The following is a 20,810-nucleotide window of genomic DNA, read 5'->3' as shown; positions in this document are numbered from 1 at the left end:
TCAGGAAAGACGGTTAATGGAGAGGAAACAGCCGATGCGCGGCAGGTTATTACGCAGCTCGCAGCCGGTACGGCATTTGCTGCAGGCATCTTTTGCAGGGTCTGTCGTGGGTTTATCAAACTCGTCCGCCACAGGTGGCCCGACATAGCCACACTCCTGCGAACGGTAGATCCAGTTGCAGACATCAGCCAGCATGATCCGCGACGGATACACGCTACCGTCCGTTTCGGTCGGTGTGGCCAGCACGAAGGTCGCCGTGGTGGCTTTCAGCTCCGACAGTTGTTCAATCACCCAGCGGCTGACCACTTCCTGTTCCGGATCAGCCTCCGGATTGCCGCCTGAAAAGTTCACCGCATCGAGAAAACGGGCGTATACCACGCGCCTTACCACCGTGGCCCCGACGAGGCTCTGCACATCCTCCGCGAGTCCCGTGACCATGCCAAACAGGTTCGACACCGCCAGCGTCGGTCGGGAAGACGTCCCTTTCCCTACCAGATCAAATCCGGTTCCCTGTATCGGGTAAACGTCATACTTCCTGTCCTGCCAGGTGACCGGCTCACCCTTCTCGTTCAGTTCATTTGAAAAGTAGTAACGCTGGCCACCAAAGGCCGTCAGGTCGATTTCCCACAAATTAATGCGGGCAGACTGCTCGGTTTTCGTGGTTTCGTTGAGGGTGTTCTGAGGAATATCCTGCATAAGGATCCTTAAGCAATAACCTGCTCAAATTTACAGCTGAAATCAGAATACGTGACGTTGTCCGTAACAGACCATTCCCGGCAGACAACTTTAATCGTGCGGTTGTATTTTGGCGGTCGCCACAGAAAGGCTTTATATCCCCCGTGCTCGACCAGAAACGCTTCAAGTGCGGTGCGGGAATTGTCCGACGTTATACGGAAAACAGGCTGGAAGTTAATTAACTGATGGTTGAGTCCGGTCGGGCGACGTTGCTCATAGCCATCCCCAAATTTTATGGTTGTCACTGAAGGGGAAACAGAAGACGGCATCCCCTCCCTGGGTACCCAATGAAAGGTTTTCACTTATCCTCCCGCCAGCATGCCGCCATCGCGGCCCTGAGTTCTCAGGATGCTCATGACGCGCGTATCGATCATTTTGACCAGCATCTGCGATGCCTGCGGCCCTATCTCCCCGTTTTGTCCGTCATTCTGGATGGCAATGTGATACACAGGTGAATAAGCAATCCCCCCATTCATACCACCACCAGAGGAACCCGGGTCACCCAGCGCCCTGACGCCCAGCGTACCGTCAGGCGTTTTAGCAAGGGGCATAATGGCTTCCGGACCTGCTTCACCAAACACGCCTGCCCCCTTTGCAAACGCAAACAGAGTCGGGCTGTCATAGATGCCGTTACTGTAGGCACTTAATGAAGGTGAGTCATAAACACCGCCTTTCGCATTAAAACTAAAACTGCTGCCAAAACTGCTGATGGCCGTGCCGGTACTCGCGGTGGCTGCACCGCCCAAAAGACTGCCGCCGATACCCATAATGGATTTCAGAATGGTGTTAGTAATCAGCGCCTGCGCTGCCATATCGACAAGGTTTTTAATCACCGACTGTGTCAGGGAGGAAAATAACCCAATCATCCCGTCCCGGAGTGTCTGTGTACCGTTCAGCATCCCGGTCAGCATGTTGGAGGTTCGCTCCTGGGTGGTTTCCATCAGGCCAATGGCGAGGCTGTTCAGGTTTCCCTGCGACTTATAAAGCTCCACCGCCGTCTGGTACTGAGCATCAGCGGAATCCTTGTCGGCCTTTTGCTTCAGCAGTTCGTACTGTTCTTTATTGATAACATCGTTCTGATAAAAAGCCTGCAGCAAAGACTGACGCTCGACCAGTTGATTGCGCAGTTCTGCCAGCGGATCAACCGTGCCGGCGATATCAATCAGAGGGGCTGACATTGCCGCAGCCTGTGCCTGTAACAGTTCGCGGGCTGTACTTTGTGCCAGCGTGATTCTAGCCGTCTGGTATTCCTTTTCATGCAGAAGACGGGCATCCAGGAGCGACTTCAGCTCCTGGCTCGCTTCGCGCTCTTTCGTCAGAGAGGCTCTGGCCGGCGCATACTGTTCTGCCAGTTCGAGGCGCTGTTTCTGATAATTTTCAGCATTCAGTAGCAACGTCTTCTGAATATCAGCCTCGCTGGCCCCGTCAGCGCGGGCGGCTTCAAGGAGTTTTCTGGCGCTTTCCTGCTCCTGCAGGTTGATTCGTCCGAGACTTGAGGCATGCGCCGCTTCGATTTCACGCCGCAGTTGCTCATACTGGTTAACCTTCGCCTTTTGCCCCTTACCAGTATCCCCGCCTTCCCCGGTCCAGGGGGTATCGGGTTTATCGCTCCCTGTTTCATTCCTTGGTTTATCCGGCTTCGGCGAGGGATCGGTTTTCCCTGATTTAGCCTGCTCTATGGCCTCTTTGACAATTTTTTGCCGTTCCTTGAGGAGTTTTAACCCTTGTTCAACGGCATCCAGATCCCCTTTGTAGCGGGTTTTATCGTTCTGTACGCCTTTAAGCTGTCCGAACGGGTCGAAGCCGCTCAATCCATCGATACGGCTGTCCGCATCCTGAATTTCCTTAATCAGTTTATTTCGCTGAATAACCTGATTCTCAAACTGTTCATCAATATCCAGCTGTTTCACGTTGAGCTGGTTAAGCGACAGTTTTTTTAGTTCTTCATTCGTTTCAACAACAGCATTTTTCAGGTCAATCGCTGACTGACGGGCATTCTTCGCCTGATTATGGAAATAGAGCAACGCCGAACCTGCTAGCATCGCCGCCCCCACCGGACCGCCAACAAGTGCCAGCGCCCCTCTGGCCATACCTACTGCTGCAGAGGCTGCGCGGGCTGAAACGGAAAGCTGTTTATTGGCAGCATTCAGCTGGCTCTTTGCCTGGGTGGAGAGCAGTGTCTGCTCGGTTTCCTGCCGGATTAAGCGGTTAAACTCACTCTGATAACTGACGTTAAGGCCAAATTGTCTGGCACTTTTCTCCATTTCCCGATAACGCCCGAATTCTGCGTTATTCTGTGCCAGCGTGGCGGCGGTACTTTCCAGCGTTTTTCGCGCCATATCGGCCTGCGCCATCGCGCTGGCCCTGACTGCCTGCTGCTGCTCCACCCAGGCACCGATGTTGCCCCTGATACCTGCCGTCAGTTTTGTCGCCAGAACAGGAATCAGCGTATACAGCGCAACGTTGGCGACCGTATTAAAATTATCCGTCAGGCCATTAATAGCATCGGTAACGGTCTGAACACCACTGCGCAGCGGGCCGTTTCCGCTCTGTCCCACCTTAATAATCAGACCTTCAAAAGCCGAAGTAAGGCTGAGAAGATCGCCGTTGAGGTTATTTACCCTGATTTCGGCCTGCTCATGTGCGGTCTGTGTACCGGTCAGGGCGGCGGTCAGCGACTCCACCTTCTCGCGGTTCTGCACCAGGATGGATGCCGCGCTGAGGTTTTCCACCCCGAACAGTTTCACGGCCTGCTTTGTTGACAGGTTTTTCCCGGCCAGGTTCTCCAGTGCCTGACTCAGCCCGACAACAGAAGGCTTCAGGGTTTTATCGGTTCCCTTCTCCAGATTCAGGATCACGTTACGCAGCGCGGTTCCGGCCTCGCCGCCTTTAACCTCACGCTCCGCCAGTACCTGTATGGCGGCATTGAGGGTTTCAAAACCGACGCCAGCCTGTGCCGCTGCCACCCCGCCATTTTTAATAGCAGCAGCAGTATCGGCTATCTCCGACGAACCAAATTTCGCGCCGGCAGCCAGCACATTGATATACCGGTCGGCTTCACTGGCTCCCGCCCCAAACTGGTTTAACGACAGCGCCAGCGTTCGGGTGGCATCCGGAAGCGTGGTCCCTGCCGCCTGGGCCAGCGTTAACGCGCTTTTGGTCGCCGCCGTCAGCCCCGCAGAGGTACTCAGCAGTTCAGGCTTTGCCGAAGCCATCAGCTTAATGGCCTCGGCAGCCTGCGATGCGCTGTATTCCGTTGTGCGGCCCATTTCCTGCGCTGCCTGATCGTACAGTTTCATCTGCGCACTGGTGGCACCGGTGATGGCCTGCAAATCCGACAGCGACTGGCTGTACTGCCGCGTAGTGTTAATAATGGTGCCCAGCGATAAACCCGCCCCGGCAAAACCTGCCAGCCTGCCAGCCAGCCCTGATACCGAAGCAAAAACACGCTTATAGGCATCCTCCGTCTTTTTCGCATCAGCCTGGGCATTGCGGTTAAACTGGCGTGACTGACTCTCAGCGCTGCCGTAGGCGCTCATCAGATGCGATTTAAAGTTCGCTGCATTCAGATGCAGCCCAACGGCAAGAGAGGCAACGTCACCCATTACATTAATACCTTAATGACTGCCGCACACTGCGCATCCAGACTCTGGTTCGCAGCCGCGGGTGATTTAACAGGGGGCGGGATATTGTCAGAATCTTCTGGCGAAGGCTTTTTGAAAATGCCCTGTTTGAGGAAGAAAGCACGCCAGTGGAAAAGCGTGTCAGCCGGAAGCGCCGCAATTTTTGACGGGTCAGGCTCGCCCCAGCGGTCGGACAGCCAGAAAATCAGCTCCAGCCAGGGCGAGTCACTCAGTTTTTTTCGGCGGTTTCCAGCTTACCGATGGCGTGCTTTTTCACTTTGTCGATGGCATCCAGAAGCACAACGTTTCGTGTGCCGCCAGCAACTCCTTCGCCGTGGGTTTGTCTTTGGCTTTAATCGGCGAGCCGTCAGGCTGAACCAGGCTGTCGATAACAATCTGTACGCTCAGCTCAGACGCCAGGCGGGCATTGCCAGAGGTCTGCGCCTCGATGAGTGCATCTTCATGATCAATAAGCTCAGCCGCCGTCAGCCGACGCAGGTAAACCTTTGTGCCTAAAATTTCAGTTTCAGTAGGCGTGGATTTCGTTTTGAGCAGTGCATTTTTCAGTGCGGAGAGGCTAAATTCAGACATGGTGTATCCTGTTTTTCAGACGAAAAAAAACCGCCCGGAGGCGGTGTATATCGGGAAACAGATTACGCTCCGGCATCTGGTGCCGGCGCGGCGATCCCCCATTTAATGTTGTTTTGCTTACCCTGCACCGTAATCTGGATAACTTCACTGGCAGGCGCTGTGATTTCGTTCATCTGCCAGCCTGAAAGCGCAAGGATCATTGAAGCCGTTCTTTTGTTCGGCAGCTCAATATAAAACTGAACGGTCTTACGCTGTTCTGCAGCATTGAGGAACGCGGTGAAATCTTCGTTTTCCGGGTCGTCAATGAATCCCAGCGATTTCTCCGGCCCTTCCGGCAGGTCTGACACCGACTGCTTACTCTTGTCCAGCAGGGTGGTACAGTCGACAAATCCTCCCGTCTGACCTGTCGCGCCCAGTGCCTTACAGTTAATCAGGGGTTTGAGCGCCGTCACAGCGGCCCCCACCTCGCCGAACTTCACCACCGTCCCGGCAGGAAGCATTGCGTACTCAGGGGATGATTTTGGCGTGTTATTTTCATCAGCCATAATGATTCTCTCTTAAATAGTGGGCAACGGTTGCTACCTGTTCTGAATACCATTGCGAATTTCTACGGTCAGAATGCGCAGAACCTGCCGGACGTTGTAATCCAGTGCCGGACGGATGAATGGATCGGCAACCTGTTTCACCGTACCGAACTCCTGGGCCAGCGCTTTCATGTAATGCTTCTTGCTGGGGCCAACCCGAAGGGTGACCACCGTATTTCCGCGACCTTTCCGCGTGGATGAGCGAATTTTGATGGAATCACGCATATGCTCTGCAGAGGATGCATCGTCGAAGCCGGCATGTTGTTTCATGTCGTCTTCAACCACTTTCAGCGCCTCACGCCCCGCGTCACGTAACACCTTCGTGCCGACCTTTTCACCGAGTGCGATAAGCTGCCGCTCCAGCTCGTCCAGCCCTTTTACGTCCATAGTGATCATGGTGAGGCATCCCGGTAGTGAAAGGTGAAATCCCGGACGAGCCGGTACTGAATATTGCCGCTGGTCAGTACCGATTTACTCTGCTGTATTCCACCCCGGACCACATTCTGCACGGGAAAGCCCTCCAGTTGGCCATGCACGATAGCGGTCCATTCCGTGCTGATTTTCTTATCCAGCTGTAACAGGCGGGTGTAGTCATTAAGCAGATAAATCGCTATCTGGAAGCGACCCGCAATCAGGCCTGTGCGCAACAGTCCGGCGTACAGCTCCGGATCGGAGATACACTGGTAAGTAATTCCCTCCTGCAGCTCATCAGGCAGGAGCAGAGGGTAAACATCCAGCCCGGTCAGGCGTTCAAGTGCTGCCTTTAATGCCAGCTCGATCATGACGTGCGTCTGCCTCCCCTGTGATGATGATGCGGTCCGCAAGACGTTCGACGTTACGAACGGTATAAACCCGGTCAGACGTCGTTATTTTCCAGTCGATATCAATATTCAGGTTCGGATGAGTGGTAAAAAGACACGTTTCAACAACCCGTTGTTGATCCAGTGTGCGGATCTTTCTGCCCGACACCAGCTCGCGCTTCGCCCAGGCTTTCCCGGTCGTGACCAGTTGCTCCGGCAGGTGTTCACCCAGCGGTCCCCGAACGGATTGCATATACCCAATCGAAAGACGGCAGGTCATCTCTTCCGGCTTCAGGCTCATACGGTGTTCTCCTGCAACGGGAAAAGAAGATGCCGGACCGCAGCCGTCTCCAGCCACTGACCGGTGAAACCATTCAGATACGCATCCCCGACCAGATACTGCATGGCCAGTTGGATATCTTCATCCGCCACAAAACCGCGTACACCTTCCGGCAGCGCCTGCAGTTCGTCGTCGCTTCCCACCAGTTTGCAGTAGTAGTCACGTTCAATACTCTTCTGCGCAGCCGCCACCATTTTAGTGAGCATGCCGTCATGCTCCGTGAAATCCGGCTCCAGACGGAGCTGGGTTTTCACGTCATCCAATGTCAGTATCATGGTCATCGGCTCCCTTGCGGGGACTCAGCGCCTTTTCCGCATCTTCTGGCCATACCGCAATATGGCGTTCAACCAGTTTCTCTGCATACTCAGCATCAAAACAGGCCGTATCGCCGCGCGAATAACGATGATAGGGTCCTAGGAAAAAAACCGCTTTCCGAACCACTTCTGCTCCCGTCAGGCCCGTGGCCCCGTTTGTTTCACTTCCGGCCAGATCAACACCGGCATCACCTGAACCAGCGGCAATATTCTGACCGTCATCCCCGTTCACTGTATTTTCCGGCGTCAGTTCATCCGGCTTGTTCACATCACCGGCTGCAGCCGCAGCCGTTGCTTTTGCCGCTGCTTTTTCCGTTTTCGTAGCCATCGTTTTGCTCCTGAAAAGAAAAAACCCGCTGCTGCGGGCTTAGGAAGTTACGTGCTTTTACTCTGTGCGACCGTGGTCGCACAGCGTGCAGGACCGGTTAAAACAGAACTTTTGTCCCGAGTACAAGACCTTCCGGATGACGGAAGCCGATATCGTGTTCAGTCACCACGCGGATCAACGACTGGTTACGGGAGAACGCGGAAACCAGATTGCCGTCCCCGTCCTGGTAGGAGGCTTCCTGCGAGAAGGACACCTTCATGTTGCCGTCTTCACCGATTACCACGTCATTAAAGTCAGCGAAGTAAATTTCTGACTCCTTGCCGCCGTCACCGAGGTTTGCCGGGATAGCGCTGGTACGCTGAATGGGAAATCCCTTCAGGATCCCCTGGGCCATTTCCGGGTAGACCTTGTTACCGTTACCGTCGCGCAGCCCGAACAGTTTCATGTAAGTACGGTTCGACATGCCCCAGCCGCAGCTGATCATGTTGCTGTTCCCGTCCATAGCCATCAGGATGATGCTGTCAAGATACGCATCAATCGTATTCAGATTGATATCAACAGCAGCTTCCCACGGCAGCAGGCGGTTCCATTCGGTTGCCCGCGCTTTCATACCGACAGGCGTATCACCGGTACCGTCATCGCGCATAAAGGCTTTATCTTCACGGGTCGAAATCGCAGTCAGAATATCCTGCAGGACCAGCTGCTCCACGTTGTAGCCGGCACGACCAATCAGCTGGTTGGAGATTGGCACCATCGCAATCATGGTTTTCGCGGTGAGTTTTACATCATCAAAGCGGGCTTCTGATACTTTCGCATCCTTGCCTTCCCCGGTGTAGCTCGCCGTCGCACCACCGGCCAGACGCGGAAGCGCCATATTGCCGTTAGGCAGCGGGATGGATCGCGCGCCCAGCTTACGAACGATGGTGCGATCGCGCAGCAGTTCGATCACCTCGCTGTGCAGGTTTTGCGGAATAAGAACGCCACCTGACGCGGCGGCAGTATTGATGGCCATTGAGACTGACTGGTCATTCAGTTCTTCAGCTGCAAATTTCGCAGCGTCCTGGACGTTACCCTGTGCTGCCGCAATCGACATTACCAGACGGGTCATGCCTGCGCCGGTATATTGCTTTGGCTCTGCCTTAACGCTGATACCTGGAGCCTGCTGTGTACCTTTAACCGGTTTGGCAACAAGCGCTGCAGCACGTTCAGCCGCTTCCAGACGATCCATTTTGGCGCTGATATCCGTGAACTGCTGCTGCAGGCTGGCAAATTCGGTTAACTGCTCGGCTGTCAGCGTTCCACCGGTAGTTTCAATCGTGGCCAGGGCCTGTACCTGTTCATTAATACCCGCACGCTGACGACGTAATTCTTCAATCTGTGGCATAGTTTCTCTCTTTTTGGCATAAAAAAAGCAGCCTGTTGGCTGCTGTCTGGTAATGACGCGTTAGCGCCGGGTTACATTCTTGTTTGCAGGTCCATCGCAGCTGCCTGCAACTTTATGGAAGTGGTTCTTTGAGGTTGTTTGTACTTTGCCGCAATGGCATTAATTGCGGACTGAGGATCCGAAACTTCATCGGCAAGACCAGCAGAAATGGCATCAGCGCCAAAATAGATTCCGGCCTGCGTGTTAATCACCGTCTGAGGGGCAAGATTCCGGTATTCCGCTACAGAGGTAATAAACGTCTCGTACATATCGTCAATCATCCTCTGGAACATTCCCCGAGCGTCTTCACTCAGTGGCTCATGTTGTGTACCGTTATTTTTGTTATCTCCCCGAAAAATCGTGGTGAATGTTAACCCCATTTGCTCTTCCATCCTGGAAGTATCCAGGTGTTCCATGATCACTCCAATTGAGCCGACTCCACTGGTCTGGCTGACTACAATTTTGCTGCAGGCCGAAGCGATAAAGTAAGCCGCAGAATAGGCGCTGTAGTTCACAATTGCAGTAATAGGCTTAGTTTGACTTGACTGGAAAATATAATCGGCCAGTTCCTTGCATCCAACCGCCGCACCACCACCAGAATTTATATCCAGCACAATTTCACTGATGGAAGAGTCATTTAATGCAGCATGCACCTGGCTACGTATGCGCTCATAGCTGGTAAGTTCAGAACACATTGCAGTAATTTGCCCACGACGCGGAACCAGAATGCCGTGAACAGGAATAACTGCCATTCCACCAGCTGGTTGAACCAAATCTGGCGCCTGATTGTTATCAGGATCCTGCGTCATGTGAATTCCAGCCTCTTCTGATAATCCCTGAATACGGGGAACCAGCACAGCTTTTACAGAATCCATTGTCTGTCGTGTCACGTAATGTGGAACACCAAAGACCATAGCCGCCAGGTGCGGCAGATTAATTAAATTTTTTGTCATGATGTTTACCAGGTCAGCCCGCACTGCGGGTGATATTCAGTTTCTGGACAGAATAGAGTTGATTTCTGCCAGTTGTTTTGCTGTTGGCGTGTTATCGCCAGGTAAGATTTGTTTACTGTCGACCATATTCAGAGGCGTCAGGTATTTGTCCCCTCCGGCGATGGGTGGAAGGTTCTCCATGCGGCGAATGTCGTTAACCGATAACCAGCCCCACTGGCGGCCTAGTGCATAAGATTCATAGCGTGACTTCTGATCCCCGCGCAGCAGGCCAGAAACATTGAATTCAATGTACAGATCACCGCGCTCGCTGGGTAAAAGCAGATCGCGCATTAATGCGCCTTCATGACGCTTCAGCCAGGCCAACAGCGTGTACATCACAAACTGCAGCCCCTGGTGCTCAATGTTGTTATTCGTGGCTTTCGCCAGCATCTGCACCATATGAGGCGGGATTTTATAGAGTCGGCACACTTCCTCCACGCCCCACTGACGGGACTGCAACAGCTGCGCTTTCTCATTGTCCTGAGATAACTGCTTGTAGCTCATCCCTTCCTGAAGCAATGCAACAGAGAAGGCGTTTCTGACGCCGGAATATCTGTCCGTCCACTTTGCCAGCAGGCGGTCGATAGCATCCTGGCTTTTGATCGTCGGAGCGTCTTTTGGACGCTCAATAACGCCGCTCATCGTTGTACCACGGCGAAAGACCTGAGAAGCATGCTCTTCCACGGCGAGGTTTAGCCCAAGAACATCCGCGTTCGTCTGGATTGGGGAACTGCCGATATAGCCATCCAGTGAGAAGACCTTCACATGATGCATCATGCGCATTGGCAACGTTTCGCCAATTTCGGGTAGTTCATAATATGGCATCCCATCCGGGCCTTTCAGGACAATGACCTTTTGGGGATTAACCGGGATTAATTCGCGGGGATAACCTTTCCCGTCCCTGTCGATGATCGAGTAGCAATTCCCCTCCAGACCAAGCAGGCCCTGCTGCTGTTCAAAGTATTCAAATGAAGTGTCTTTTTTGTTGGGCTGGGAATGAATCAGATCATAAACAGGGTGGTCAGTCGCCCGTTCACGGCCTCCGTTAGCGCCTCGCCTGTAAAGTTCACACGGCAGCTGCGCCACCGATTCTGCCAGAAGCGTTACACATGCCCGGACCGCCGATAACGCCATTGCGGTTTCAGAAGTGATAATGATCCCCGCCTTGCTCTGGCTGGAACTCACACCACCCAGCATCGCCTGCCAGAAACTACCACCAGACTGAGATTTACCCCGAAACATCTGGGGAATGAACATTATTCACCCCCTGATTTAATTACGCTGGCAGACATTGATTTCGCGATAAAAAATGACCACAGCAGGCAGATTGAACCGCCAGTAATAAGCCCGGCTGCAGGTGAAATAAGCCAGGCACCAGCAGACAGTAACGCGGCTCCGGCGAGGCCGATAAAAAAACTTAAAAACGTCATTAGCATGCTACATCTTCCTCGTCGTAAACGGATGAATTACTCGCCCGGCTATTCAACATTGCCCGTCCGATTGCCATAATCAGCGAAACCGCGCCATCGATTTTGTTTTCGTTCTGCTCTTTGATGGGTTTAACCACATCGTCATTACCGGGCAAATACTTCCCGACGACGTTGCTGATACACCAGCTCATAATCGGGTTCCCGTCGTGATGAAAGCGGCCTGACTCAATGGCGGCTTCCAGTTCCTTCGTCGGATCAGACATATTGGTGTAGTTCTGAACAATAGTGATCGGATTAAGGCTTTCATCAGCCAGATCATGTGAAAGCCCCGTCGCGCCGAACGGGTCAATCGGTGACTCACTGACTGGGTTGAGCTTGTTTGCCGCCTTGGCCTCTTCAAGGATGTAGCGGTAATCAACTTCAGCGCCATCAGTAACTGTAAGCAGTCCCATTTCAACCCATTTCTGAAATCGCTCCGCAGTACGACGATCTTCGTTCTTTTCAACGCTGAATACTGCGTCGTAGGGAACCCAGAAGCGGGGAGCAACGCTGTAGTAATGTGTCTTGCCGTCAATTTCCCTGGTGAACAACCGCGCCATACTGTTCATATCCAGCTTGCGCGCCAAGTCGAAAGACAGAACACATGGCTGTCCTTCGAATTGCTCCAGCGTAAGTGTCTTATCCTCACAGTTCTGCCAGGAAACCAGGTTGTAGAAAGCGGCACGGGCTGCAACCCAGATGTTGAGGTGTTTAGTTTTAAATACACCAGCCTGACGGGCGTTATTAATAGCTCTCTGTTGCTGGCTGAGGAGAAAGTCACGATAGACCGACACGCCCATATTCGGGTTAGCTTTTTCCAGCACTTTAGGATCGGTCCAGTCATCCCCCTCGTCGACGGTGTATATCACGCCGAACAATTCCTCATTCGGTACTGTGCCGTTCAGCATCTCAATCACTTCACGCCGTTTGTCGTAGCATGGACCCTCAATGTTGTAACCCGCCGTCGTGATCGCCCACATTAGTGGTTGTCGCCGCGCCCCCATACCCGTCAGCATAGTGGTGTAGAGCGAATCTGTGGGATGTTCGTGATACTCGTCAACAATCGCACAGTGCGGTGAAGCGCCGTCCCCAGGGTTACCAATCAGCGGCTCAAAACGCGCGCCATCTTCTGGCCGGTTCAGGTTGGACGCATTAACTTCAATCCCGAACGCTTCCACCAGCAGCGGGGTGCGCTTACACATCAGACGAGCTGGTCTGAATACTTCCCACGCCTGTTTTTCAGTTGCGGCCCCGGAATATACTTCAGCGCCAAACTCGTTATCACAGGTAAAACAGTACAGCGCCACACCTGCCGAAATAGCTGATTTCCCATTTTTACGCGGTATCTCCGTGTAAACCTCGCGAAATCGTCGAAGCTTCGACCCTTTCTGGACCCAGCCAAAGGCGCAGCACACAATAAACAGTTGCCATGCCTCCAGAGTGATCGGCATCCGCTTGAATGCCCACTCTCCTTTTGTATGTGGCAACAACTGGATAAATTTCGCGGCCTTTTCTGCCATGTCTTTATCGAAGCGGTAACGAAATTTCTTACTCTTTTCAGCCGCCATGTCATCGATATGACGCTGGCAGGCCTGAATGACAAACTGGCACGCCGGAATTTTCCCCCGCACAACGTTGCGGGCGTATTGATTCGCGGCGTTTACGTTGGGGTACGATTTCCGGCTCATGAGTTGATCATCTTCAGGAATGGGTTAGAGGNCTCTTTTCAGCCGCCATGTCATCGATATGACGCTGGCAGGCCTGAATGACAAACTGGCACGCCGGAATTTTCCCCCGCACAACGTTGCGGGCGTATTGATTCGCGGCGTTTACGTTGGGGTACGATTTCCGGCTCATGAGTTGATCATCTTCAGGAATGGGTTAGAGGTTTTCTTCTGTCCGGCAAGGCCGATTAGGCGTTGTCGACTGCTGGGATCAAGGCCAAGCATGGAGCCGGTAGAGCTCATCTCCGATTCCTGCTCTTTCTTTGCGGTTAGCTCAGGGTTTTTTATCTTCCCCCCCATAGCACCAGTGACAGTCAGCCCTTCTCTGGCGATATTTTTAACCGCCCTGCGCCAGAACTCATATGCAACACACCAGCGCTCAAGTACGGCAAGATCGGTAACACACAGTAATCCCTGTCCACATAATTCTTTCGTGGTCAGTTCCCACATGACGGCCGCCATTGGCAAACCATCATCCTCAGAAAACCAGTCAGGTGGTTCCACACCTTTAATCGGTGTGAATACAGGTTCCTCTTTATTCAGGGCTCGTTTGCCGGGGTTCCCTGCCAGCTCCTTGCGCGCCGTTGGCTTGGGGCGACGCCCGGAACGCCCCGCCGTTCCAGCCATAAGCGACACTCCTGGTTAAATTTCATTTTTCGCGGGTATAAAAATACGAGGAAGCGGGCAGTCCTGAAAGGCGAAAGGGGTCAGGGATTTGATCCCCCCTCCCCCTGGCCTGTGTGGGCATCAATCAAGATGGAAATCATCATTCAGGTTGCACCGACAAGCGCTGCTCGCATTGTGCGGACAGGCATTAGAGTTATGCCCTGACTGCCCACAATAGCTGCAGCGCAGGTTGGCGCGGCGGGATGAACCACCCCATGTTTTGGGACAGTTCGCGTATGTATGAAGCCGTGAACCGCAGTACGTGCAATAGGTATAACTCATCGGATACGCTCTCTTGCCGTCTTCGCTCTGTGGCATTCCCAGCACAACGACTCAAGATTGGAATCGTCATCAGTACCGCCATGAGCTTTTGGGATGATGTGGTCAACGCTTGCCGCTTTCTTCGCTATCCTCTGTCGGCGATGGTTCTGACACAGGTATTTATCACGCTGAAGGATACGCGCTCGTTTAATTTCCCAGAGTCGCCCGTATCCACGTTCTTGCCTGCTCTTTCCTGACTGATAACTCCGCCAGCCGTCACCAGCATGCTGCTGTCGGTGTTGGTCACAATATCCGCTGACATCATTGGTGATTGCCGCACACCCTTTGTGTCGGCATGGGCGTTTAGCACGTGCTGGCATCGGCATAGTCCTGTTTGTTGGATACAAATTGTGTAATAGGCGGAAAGTAAAAATGAACCAGTAGCTGATTAAAAGTTCTCATAAATAGCGAGAATCTGCGCGGTTCTTGCCCCGTGACATCACGGATTATCAGAAAGAAATAAAAATAATAATTATTATCAAAATATTCTAGTAAGATCGCTGGAATAACAAATCCTTAATCTCTCAACAAAAATAAGGATTTGTTAAGCTTCATGATTTATGGTCGATGTAACACACCGTTTGAGGCAAGAATAATGGTCAAATTCTCAAAACTTCAGATTCGCTTACACTGGCTAACCCTGATATTAATAGCGATAACCTATGCAGCTATGGAGCTTCGTGGCTGGTTTCCCAAAGGCAGCAACACCTACCTTCTCATGAAAGAAACACATTATAATGTTGGGGTGTTTGTCTGGTTTTTAATGATAATACGATTAATTATTAAACATAAGTATCATGACCCAGCCATCATTCCCCCCCCACCAGCCTGGCAGATGATGGCGGCTAAAATAATGCATATCCTGCTGTACATTTCTTTTTTGGCTCTGCCATTATTAGGTATTGCAATTATGGCTTACGGTGGGAAGGACTGGAGTTTCTTAAGTATTAACATTGCACCTTTCGTTACTCCTGACGGGGAAACAAAATCACTTATTAAAGATATTCACGAAACACTGGCAAACGTCGGATACTTTTTAATCGCAGCGCATGCAGGTGCAGCGTTATTTCATCACTACGTCCAGAAAGATAACACTCTTTTGAGAATAATCCCTGATTGTAACGATAAGAAATAAATACAAATTTTAATGTTTAACATTACAGCAGGCACTCAGTGAATGCCTGCTGTAATGCCTGTAGTATTCGAGTTGCAACACACCGTGCTCAAGTAACTCTGAGTAGGCGATCAGCCCTGTGTATTCGGGGATAGAGCTACCGTCATCAGCATCAAATGCTGGAATGGTTGAGTGAAAAATCAAAAATGCGCCAAATCTCGCGCAGCACGCCGCCCCGTGGCAGAGCCCTCCTCCAGGAGAACCTTCTTCGCTGATGGTTTTCATCCAACCCCATCTGATGATATAAACGCAATCAAACCGTTACATTTCGGTTTGAACATCATTAATTCATAACTAAGGAACAGTATCGTGAAATATTTCGCATTAATTTCAGTTCTTCTACTTTCTGCATGCGCAGGCCCTGCTGGATCTTACTGGGGCGTTACACCAGCAAATTCGGACATCTGCCCTTCCGGGCAATCAGCCTCAGGTGAGTGCCGTTAAATTTTATGTTCTTTCAAGTGCGAGTCTGTCGCACTGTATAACCGCCAGGAGTTAGCGGATTACCCTGGCTCACTACTGAAAGACTTTCTTTGATGTGCACATGCGACGAGAATAAAAAAGCCCCGCATATACGAGGCTCTTGATATTTCTGTTTATTTGATGCAAACAGCTACTCTAGAGTAATAAGTGTGCCATTCACGTCACGTCGCCAGTCCTCTAAAGACTTAGGCTGCCATTCAAGTGCAATAACAGCTTTTAACTTGGGAATGCTAGATGTGATTGCTCTGATGGCCTTTTCTTGCGGCCATAGAAACACTACGACTCCCTGAAATCCCAATCCGATTTCAGCTGCAGATTTTGTCGTCATTAAGTGAACATCAACCGAGCATATCATCACGCGTCGATTTTTATTAAGTGCAGCAAAAGCAGTGACCCCAATTGCGCCTCGTAAACAACTTGAGTCCCTCGCTTGGCTAAATGTGCTCACCACAAGAATCAGCTTTTTATTTTCTTCCTTAGCCAACGCAAGCCCTCTAAGAATTGCTTCTTTCGTGGCCTTCAGATTGTCACCGGATGGTCGAATTAAATAGAATTTCACTGGTAACCTCACGTCGATTTACCCTGACATTATCACAGACACTCAGTGAATGCCTGCTGGAATGCTCTATGAGTTGGGTTCGTTAAATGATATGTTTCCAAATATAACCATAAGGAGATGAAATGTTTAATTTTCTCAAAACACTCAACAGGATCATCAATCAAAAAACCACCCAAGAGGTACCGCAGGAATATTCAACCGAGCAGCTTCTGCAGTGGGCTACTGGGTGCATGTTAGAAGGTTTGCCGGACAAGTTTTACGAAGCGAGAATTTCCTGTTTCCGCAACATTGACAATGAAGGACGTACCGCAATCGCTTCAATACATGACGTCAAGTTGACCATAGAAAGCGAATACACTCCTTTCTATCCGCCCGATGATCTTTACGCCACACATTGCATAGAGAAAATGCTTGCTGGAAATAACTGGAGCCAAGCAACTATAACTTTCAACCCAGAAACGACAGCCTTCACATGGGAATAACTTTCTCTTCTATGGCGAGGCTCTGGTATTTTCTATTTCACGTATTCCGGCAAGCTGATTGTTTGCCTTCTCAATGGTGGCCAGTAGCGGGTTAATCCACAGCACTGCCTGGCAGTACGTTATTGAGCTGGCGGCAGCGGCGCTATCACTGACTGTGTCAGCCTCCCCGGTATCGGGGTGCATTGCATTGGCACGTAAACGGTGCGCGTATTCGAGCAGCCCACCAGCGACATCAGCAGGAACAGGCAAATCACAGGTTTTTTCACGTCGTAAAATCTCCCGGTATTCAATGATGGTTTTCTCTGTTCCGGCATCTATTAGCGAATTAAGGCGGTTGGTATTCTCTGCTATCTGGTTAAACCGGTTGAAGTTGAAGGCCTGAGTAGTTATCACCGCCGTCTGTAGCGCGTTGTCGCTACGCAAAACCCGGTTGTCGCTCTCTGACGTGGCCAGCGCGGCATTACTGCGGGCCAGCAGCACACAGAGCACCGAGATGAGGATGATAGCTGCCATCCCAACAAAAACGAGACTTCTGTTCACTGGTCTATCCCCCAGCACGTCAGCGCGCTTTCCTGGTCTCGCCGTTCTACCTGCCCATAACAGCCATTTTTCTGGCCTTTAGTCAGGCGACAATCACGGCCACCGTCTTTAATCCACCAGCGGATCGCTTCACAGGCTCCTTTACGGTCACCAGCGTTAATGCGCTTGTAAAACGTAGATGGGAAGCATTTTGCGGGACCGATGTTATAAGGGCAAAAAGATGCGATACCCGCTTTCTGCGGCTCACTCAGCGGAATTTTGATATTTCGCTCAACCCACGCCAGCGCTTTGTCGCGTTCGATGGCGTTTACCTGGGCACATTTCTCAGCAGAAAGCCTCATGTCCTGAACTACTGGCTTACCATCAACCATCGTGGCACCACGGCAAATAGTCCAGATTCCGCCACCGTCGCGATATGCTGTCAGGCTGTTACCCTCTTTCTCATCCAGAAACTGATCGAGAATCACGGGGGCGGAAGCCCCGGCAAGAATCAAACCAACGACCGCTGCGCTCAGTTTATTCTTCAGCTTTGGTGACATTACCATTAAGCCGGTCCTCCCTTTCCTTTTTCCTGTAATACCAGTTCACTGCACAGGTAATAACAGTGCATGCGATACCGACAATAATTGCCCAGTCGCTCAGGCTTAACCCTGCAATTCTGTCGGCCANCTCAGTTTATTCTTCAGCTTTGGTGACATTACCATTAAGCCGGTCCTCCCTTTCCTTTTTCCTGTAATACCAGTTCACTGCACAGGTAATAACAGTGCATGCGATACCGACAATAATTGCCCAGTCGCTCAGGCTTAACCCTGCAATTCTGTCGGCCAACATCCAGGACACCTCTTTTGCTGTTTTAGCTGTTTCGGCATATGCCTTCGCTGATACACCGCAGCCGGTCAGCGTGGTTCCTGTTCCATATGAAAGTCTGCTGTAAATGGTGCTCATTCTGGTCATAGCCTCACCTCCGATTNTTGCCCAGTCGCTCAGGCTTAACCCTGCAATTCTGTCGGCCAACATCCAGGACACCTCTTTTGCTGTTTTAGCTGTTTCGGCATATGCCTTCGCTGATACACCGCAGCCGGTCAGCGTGGTTCCTGTTCCATATGAAAGTCTGCTGTAAATGGTGCTCATTCTGGTCATAGCCTCACCTCCGATTCTTCGGATGGCGCTGTGTGTGATTAAAGGGTCAGGCTTCACGGGCTGGATTTATCAACAAAGCACGTAGCGGATGATTCCCGTGAGCCTGAAATGAAAAAGGCCGCTTTGGTAGCCTAAAAATGATGTTTGATAATTTTTCCATCGAGCAAGGTTAGACTAGCCAATTACAGTAGCTTGCTCTCCAATTCAATTCCTGATCTACTACTTGGTTCTAGCAACCAATGAAAAAGGATAGATCGTGAATAATGGGAAAAATGAACGATTCAGAGTGTACTTATCCAGTTTTGATGCGGATATTGCAGCACTAACAGAAGCCTGTAAAAGTATCAGCAACAGTCTTAACTCTGTTTTGGAGAGCACAAAAAGAGAGGGATTTATAAACCCGATTCAAGTTTTCATAGATTCTTTAACACTGAATCAGCCAGAAACACATTCTAATATCTGGGTAGCCGTTAATTCATCATGGCAGATTGCAGAAGAAGCCAGGCTAAAACTTGAGAAATTTGGTTATAAGACTGGTGAAATTATTTAAATATCCTCCGGCATAGCCGGAGGTTTTTCTGATACGCCTATAAGGCTCTGTTTCCAGTTGCGTCCTAACAGGCGCATACGATCTTACATATACATCACACTTCGTTACTTATGACCCGTGAACGGGCTACCCGGATAAATGCGCCAAACACCACACCGTAATCGGTTCCGGTTAACAGTTCATAGACACTGGCCCCCGTCAGGACACCACCAGCCAGCCCAGTACCGGAAATCGGATCGGGCATTTAGCCCCCTCTAAATTGCTGTGAGTCCTCTCAGGAATGAGGGGAATAAAAAAAAGGCCGCCATGCGGCAGCCTCGAAGTAAGTACGGTTGTTTACAATGGTGGAGAGAGAGGACCTTCTAACACCTCTGCTTCACCGTTATGGCAAATGTCATCGCCTCTGGTCAGATGCCAAACACCTGTGATTATTTTCCCCGTTTCCAAGTCATCAACAGTGTCATTCGTGTAGTACGCTACCTGTACAACACCGACATGCTGAATCCAGTAATACCCTTCTTTCATAAGCTCCTCCGCGATACTCAGCAGATAGTATAGAGCAGTACAAATAATGCTGTGGTGCAGGAAGCCACAACTTAATCTTTGCTAATAAAGTAATTTCGAAAGATGACGATAATGGGTAATAAATGTAAGGCCGGAGTAACCACCATGAGCATGACAGTTAGCACTTTGAGTCAGGACATACTGCAAAGCACAGTAAAACAAGCACCTTCAAGTACTGGCAACTCTGTTTCACAACAAATTCAAAACCTGAAAAAACAAATTGGTGAGTTGACAAAAGAACTCAGCGCCATGGGTTCAAAAATAAATGAAGTAACCTCCGAAGATGAGGCAAAACTGCTTAAACAGCAGATGGAGATGATTCAAAGGCAAATCGAGTCTATGTACGCAAAAATTGCTCAATTACAAAAACAAGAAGCAGAAAAAAACCAAATGGCATCGGGTGCATTACCTACGGTAAGTGACAAATCAAGTTCGAACGTTGCAGGGAATAATACTAAAAATATTGATGTCTACGTTTAGCAGTGACCCCCTATCATTTTTCCTCTGAGTTAGAAACGAAAAAGGATTGTGAGAACTTGTTTTCGAGTTAACGATTTCAGATCGGCGATATGACAGGGGTACTGGTGCTATGCACCTCGCGAATACCCCTGTCGTATCGCCGGAAACCAAAAACCCCGCTGTGGCGGGGTTCTCGTTATGTTCAAATTGTTCGCTTTTTGTCGCTGCCATAGTGGCGCAGCTCTGCCAAGCATGAATAAATTATCTGATTTTCTGGCCCGTTTTCAACACCATTATCAAAAAATAGCATCAATAGCTAAAAAATGATTTCAGTGAGTCTATTCAGATAACAGTTTGCGTGCTTCCAAAAAGACCTTTGCTCTGAATATTTCCAGGCACCAGCGCACGCGCTTTCTCGCCTCCCCATCAGTTAACCATGGCGCAATCGCCTGCAACTCCCGGGTTATGTCTGAGATTTTTTTTCGGGTGGTGTAATACTGAAGACCGACCACATAAACCGGATCATTAATATCCAGCGCCTGCAGTACGCATTGCTCAACAAAATCGACATCATCATTATGCAGGGCTTCATCAATCACACTAGCGGATGACTGCGGCCAGAGAATGCTATGTGCCCTGTTCATTGCCTGCTGTCCACGGAATCCCTCTTCTCTCGCCTGATTTAACGCAACAGTGAATCGCTCTAACGCCTTATCTGACCAAATCCGTCCTTTAATAACATTCCAGCATGCATGACTTCGCAGCAAACGGGGTGCAGTTTTTCCTCCCACACCCTCGCCCCATATAGTGAGCAGGGATTTAATCCATCCGGACTGGATCCCTGTAAGGAGAATACATTTACCCAGCCAGCTTTTGCGTGGAGCAGAAGCCGCTTTACCCAGCGCTTCCAGATGATTGCGGCGTTGACGTGGTGTCATCCTGTTCTTCT

General features: G+C 50.8%; 28 protein-coding genes and 2 pseudogenes. 4 read left to right on the top strand and 26 right to left on the bottom strand.

Annotation, left to right across the window (positions count from 1 at the left end; translation table 11 throughout):
* From B9P82_RS03655 to B9P82_RS03565, 17 genes and pseudogenes are all read right to left on the bottom strand, one after another.
* Positions 1 to 696 carry a phage minor tail protein L gene (locus tag B9P82_RS03655; protein ID WP_101699951.1) on the bottom strand — a complete coding sequence of 232 codons (696 nt, stop codon included), beginning with the start codon at positions 694 to 696 and terminating at the stop codon, positions 1 to 3.
* An 8-nt stretch (positions 697 to 704) separates the two neighbouring features.
* On the bottom strand, positions 705 to 1,037 hold the full coding sequence (locus B9P82_RS03650; RefSeq protein ID WP_086538890.1) for a phage tail protein: 333 nt from the start codon (positions 1,035 to 1,037) through the stop codon (positions 705 to 707).
* Positions 1,038 to 4,340 (bottom strand): phage tail tape measure protein, encoded by a 3,303-nt coding sequence (locus B9P82_RS03645; RefSeq protein WP_101699950.1) that lies wholly within the window; start codon positions 4,338 to 4,340, stop codon positions 1,038 to 1,040.
* A gap of 247 nt (positions 4,341 to 4,587) precedes the next feature.
* Positions 4,588 to 4,949: pseudogene (locus tag B9P82_RS03635) on the bottom strand (phage tail protein).
* A 62-nt stretch (positions 4,950 to 5,011) separates the two neighbouring features.
* Complete coding sequence (locus B9P82_RS03630) at positions 5,012 to 5,494, bottom strand: phage tail protein (protein WP_101699949.1); 483 nt, start codon at positions 5,492 to 5,494, stop codon at positions 5,012 to 5,014.
* Positions 5,495 to 5,527: 33 nt separating this feature from the next.
* On the bottom strand, positions 5,528 to 5,929 hold the full coding sequence (locus B9P82_RS03625) for an HK97-gp10 family putative phage morphogenesis protein (RefSeq protein WP_101699948.1): 402 nt from the start codon (positions 5,927 to 5,929) through the stop codon (positions 5,528 to 5,530).
* On the bottom strand, positions 5,926 to 6,315 hold the full coding sequence (locus B9P82_RS03620) for a hypothetical protein (RefSeq protein ID WP_101699947.1): 390 nt from the start codon (positions 6,313 to 6,315) through the stop codon (positions 5,926 to 5,928). Before B9P82_RS03620 ends, B9P82_RS03625 begins: the two co-directional genes overlap by 4 nt.
* Positions 6,284 to 6,634 (bottom strand): phage head completion protein, encoded by a 351-nt coding sequence (locus tag B9P82_RS03615; protein WP_101699946.1) that lies wholly within the window; start codon positions 6,632 to 6,634, stop codon positions 6,284 to 6,286. The genes B9P82_RS03620 and B9P82_RS03615 overlap by 32 nt, the downstream gene beginning before the upstream one ends.
* Complete coding sequence (locus B9P82_RS03610) at positions 6,631 to 6,948, bottom strand: head-tail connector protein (RefSeq protein WP_032950890.1); 318 nt, start codon at positions 6,946 to 6,948, stop codon at positions 6,631 to 6,633. Before B9P82_RS03610 ends, B9P82_RS03615 begins: the two co-directional genes overlap by 4 nt.
* Positions 6,929 to 7,315, bottom strand: coding sequence for a hypothetical protein (locus B9P82_RS03605; RefSeq protein WP_101699945.1), 387 nt, complete (start codon positions 7,313 to 7,315; stop codon positions 6,929 to 6,931). Before B9P82_RS03605 ends, B9P82_RS03610 begins: the two co-directional genes overlap by 20 nt.
* Before the next feature lie 97 nt (positions 7,316 to 7,412).
* On the bottom strand, positions 7,413 to 8,699 hold the full coding sequence (locus B9P82_RS03600) for a phage major capsid protein (protein ID WP_101699944.1): 1,287 nt from the start codon (positions 8,697 to 8,699) through the stop codon (positions 7,413 to 7,415).
* Between the two features lie 71 nt (positions 8,700 to 8,770).
* A complete protein-coding gene (locus B9P82_RS03595) occupies positions 8,771 to 9,691 on the bottom strand; it encodes a S49 family peptidase (protein ID WP_101699943.1) in 921 nt (306 codons plus the stop codon).
* A 36-nt stretch (positions 9,692 to 9,727) separates the two neighbouring features.
* Positions 9,728 to 10,987, bottom strand: a complete 1,260-nt coding sequence (locus B9P82_RS03590) for a phage portal protein (protein ID WP_003832365.1) — start codon at positions 10,985 to 10,987, stop codon at positions 9,728 to 9,730.
* Positions 10,987 to 11,166 carry a hypothetical protein gene (locus tag B9P82_RS03585; RefSeq protein WP_101699942.1) on the bottom strand — a complete coding sequence of 60 codons (180 nt, stop codon included), beginning with the start codon at positions 11,164 to 11,166 and terminating at the stop codon, positions 10,987 to 10,989. Before B9P82_RS03585 ends, B9P82_RS03590 begins: the two co-directional genes overlap by 1 nt.
* The gene (locus B9P82_RS03580; protein ID WP_101699941.1) at positions 11,160 to 12,887 is read right to left on the bottom strand and encodes a terminase large subunit; all 1,728 of its coding nucleotides are present in this window, start codon (positions 12,885 to 12,887) and stop codon (positions 11,160 to 11,162) included. Before B9P82_RS03580 ends, B9P82_RS03585 begins: the two co-directional genes overlap by 7 nt.
* Positions 12,888 to 13,052: 165 nt before the next feature.
* A complete protein-coding gene (locus B9P82_RS03575; RefSeq protein WP_049268774.1) occupies positions 13,053 to 13,550 on the bottom strand; it encodes a phage terminase small subunit P27 family in 498 nt (165 codons plus the stop codon).
* Positions 13,551 to 13,867: 317 nt separating this feature from the next.
* Complete coding sequence (locus tag B9P82_RS03565; RefSeq protein WP_080625039.1) at positions 13,868 to 14,230, bottom strand: HNH endonuclease; 363 nt, start codon at positions 14,228 to 14,230, stop codon at positions 13,868 to 13,870.
* Positions 14,231 to 14,505: 275 nt separating this feature from the next.
* Between B9P82_RS03565 and B9P82_RS03560 the strand changes: the two genes are divergently transcribed.
* Positions 14,506 to 15,045 carry a cytochrome b gene (locus B9P82_RS03560; protein WP_065554946.1) on the top strand — a complete coding sequence of 180 codons (540 nt, stop codon included), beginning with the start codon at positions 14,506 to 14,508 and terminating at the stop codon, positions 15,043 to 15,045.
* Positions 15,046 to 15,054: 9 nt separating this feature from the next.
* On the opposite strand, the gene B9P82_RS03555 is transcribed toward B9P82_RS03560, so the two are convergent.
* Positions 15,055 to 15,309 carry a hypothetical protein gene (locus B9P82_RS03555; protein ID WP_074422899.1) on the bottom strand — a complete coding sequence of 85 codons (255 nt, stop codon included), beginning with the start codon at positions 15,307 to 15,309 and terminating at the stop codon, positions 15,055 to 15,057.
* Positions 15,310 to 15,697: 388 nt separating this feature from the next.
* Positions 15,698 to 16,126, bottom strand: coding sequence for a hypothetical protein (locus tag B9P82_RS03550; protein ID WP_065554947.1), 429 nt, complete (start codon positions 16,124 to 16,126; stop codon positions 15,698 to 15,700).
* A 122-nt stretch (positions 16,127 to 16,248) separates the two neighbouring features.
* On the opposite strand from B9P82_RS03550, the gene B9P82_RS03545 reads away from it, so the two are divergent.
* Positions 16,249 to 16,608, top strand: a complete 360-nt coding sequence (locus B9P82_RS03545) for a hypothetical protein (RefSeq protein WP_101699938.1) — start codon at positions 16,249 to 16,251, stop codon at positions 16,606 to 16,608.
* 9 nt (positions 16,609 to 16,617) lie between these two features.
* On the opposite strand, the gene B9P82_RS03540 is transcribed toward B9P82_RS03545, so the two are convergent.
* The 4 genes from B9P82_RS03540 to B9P82_RS29355 all read right to left on the bottom strand — a co-directional run bounded on the left by B9P82_RS03540 (position 16,618) and on the right by B9P82_RS29355 (position 18,102).
* Complete coding sequence (locus B9P82_RS03540; protein WP_087050957.1) at positions 16,618 to 17,121, bottom strand: hypothetical protein; 504 nt, start codon at positions 17,119 to 17,121, stop codon at positions 16,618 to 16,620.
* Positions 17,122 to 17,144: 23 nt separating this feature from the next.
* On the bottom strand, positions 17,145 to 17,693 hold the full coding sequence (locus B9P82_RS03535) for a lysozyme (protein ID WP_075847143.1): 549 nt from the start codon (positions 17,691 to 17,693) through the stop codon (positions 17,145 to 17,147).
* A complete protein-coding gene (locus B9P82_RS28840) occupies positions 17,665 to 17,805 on the bottom strand; it encodes a phage holin (protein WP_096879217.1) in 141 nt (46 codons plus the stop codon). The genes B9P82_RS03535 and B9P82_RS28840 overlap by 29 nt, the downstream gene beginning before the upstream one ends.
* A gap of 18 nt (positions 17,806 to 17,823) precedes the next feature.
* Positions 17,824 to 18,102: a phage holin gene (locus tag B9P82_RS29355; RefSeq protein ID WP_003832349.1), complete on the bottom strand. Its 279-nt coding sequence runs from the start codon at positions 18,100 to 18,102 to the stop codon at positions 17,824 to 17,826.
* A gap of 442 nt (positions 18,103 to 18,544) precedes the next feature.
* Between B9P82_RS29355 and B9P82_RS03515 the strand changes: the two genes are divergently transcribed.
* A complete protein-coding gene (locus B9P82_RS03515) occupies positions 18,545 to 18,838 on the top strand; it encodes a hypothetical protein (protein WP_048233519.1) in 294 nt (97 codons plus the stop codon).
* A 136-nt stretch (positions 18,839 to 18,974) separates the two neighbouring features.
* Here B9P82_RS03515 and B9P82_RS03510 read toward each other — a convergent pair.
* Positions 18,975 to 19,082, bottom strand: a pseudogene (locus B9P82_RS03510) (putative holin); the annotation flags it as partial.
* A 92-nt stretch (positions 19,083 to 19,174) separates the two neighbouring features.
* Positions 19,175 to 19,363 (bottom strand): hypothetical protein, encoded by a 189-nt coding sequence (locus B9P82_RS03505; protein ID WP_049268779.1) that lies wholly within the window; start codon positions 19,361 to 19,363, stop codon positions 19,175 to 19,177.
* 144 nt (positions 19,364 to 19,507) lie between these two features.
* Here B9P82_RS03505 and B9P82_RS03500 point away from each other — a divergent pair, with 144 nt between their 5' ends.
* On the top strand, positions 19,508 to 19,882 hold the full coding sequence (locus B9P82_RS03500) for a FlxA-like family protein (RefSeq protein ID WP_168188431.1): 375 nt from the start codon (positions 19,508 to 19,510) through the stop codon (positions 19,880 to 19,882).
* Positions 19,883 to 20,199: 317 nt separating this feature from the next.
* On the opposite strand, the gene B9P82_RS03495 is transcribed toward B9P82_RS03500, so the two are convergent.
* Positions 20,200 to 20,799 (bottom strand): hypothetical protein, encoded by a 600-nt coding sequence (locus B9P82_RS03495; RefSeq protein WP_048235605.1) that lies wholly within the window; start codon positions 20,797 to 20,799, stop codon positions 20,200 to 20,202.
* Between the last annotated feature and the right edge of the window lie 11 nt (positions 20,800 to 20,810).

Source organism: Citrobacter sp. L55 (genome assembly GCF_002850715.1).
Classification (GTDB): domain Bacteria; phylum Pseudomonadota; class Gammaproteobacteria; order Enterobacterales; family Enterobacteriaceae; genus Citrobacter; species Citrobacter braakii.
Note: the sequence above shows the minus strand (reverse complement) of the source record. Positions and strands in the feature narration are given on the sequence as shown.